1 protein-coding gene is annotated in these 801 nt (G+C 71.5%); it reads left to right on the top strand.

The features are described 5' to 3' along the window. Nucleotides 1-801 (top strand): hypothetical protein (locus tag EAH89_RS31715; protein ID WP_456306549.1); only part of this gene is annotated, 801 nt, incomplete at both ends.

Genomic DNA, 801 nt, shown 5'->3' with positions numbered 1-801 from the left:
CCTCACCTCCACCCAGCTCGGCTCCCTCTCCACCACCCAGGTGGTTGGTTTCACCACCACCGAGCTCGACGCCCTCTCCACCACCCAGCTCGCCGGCCTCAAGTCGACGCAACTCGGTGCCCTGACCACGACGCAGGTCGGCGCCCTGAACGTCACCAACCTCGGCGCCCTCACCACGACGCAGCTCACCGGCCTGCGCTCGACCCAGCTCGGCGCGCTGGACACCACCCAGCTCGGCGGCCTCACCTCCACCCAGCTCGGCTCCCTCTCCACCACCCAGGTCGGTGGCCTCACCACCACCGAGCTCGACGCCCTCTCCACCACCCAGCTCGCCGGCATCAGGTCGACGCAGCTCGGTGCCCTGACCACGACGCAGCTCGCCGGCCTCAACACCACCAGCCTCGGCGCCCTCGCCGCCACCCAGGTCAGCGGCTTCACCACCACCCAGCTCGGCGCGCTGACCACCACCCAGGTCGGCGGCCTCAGCACCACGGGCCTCGGCGCCCTCACCACGGCGCAGCTCACCGGCCTGCGCTCGACGCAACTCGGCGCGCTGGACACCACCCAGCTCGGCGGCCTCACCTCCACCCAGCTCGGCTCCCTCTCCACCACCCAGGTGGTTGGTTTCACCACCACCGAGCTCGACGCCCTCTCCACCACCCAGCTCGCCGGCCTCAAGTCGACGCAACTCGGTGCCCTGACCACGACGCAGGTCGGCGCCCTGAACGTCACCAACCTCGGCGCCCTCACCACGACGCAGCTCACCGGCCTGCGCTCGACCCAGCTCGGCGCGCTGGACAC

This window comes from Muricoccus nepalensis, assembly GCF_006438825.1.
Lineage (GTDB): Bacteria > Pseudomonadota > Alphaproteobacteria > Acetobacterales > Acetobacteraceae > Roseomonas > Roseomonas nepalensis.
Note: the sequence above shows the minus strand (reverse complement) of the source record. Positions and strands in the feature narration are given on the sequence as shown.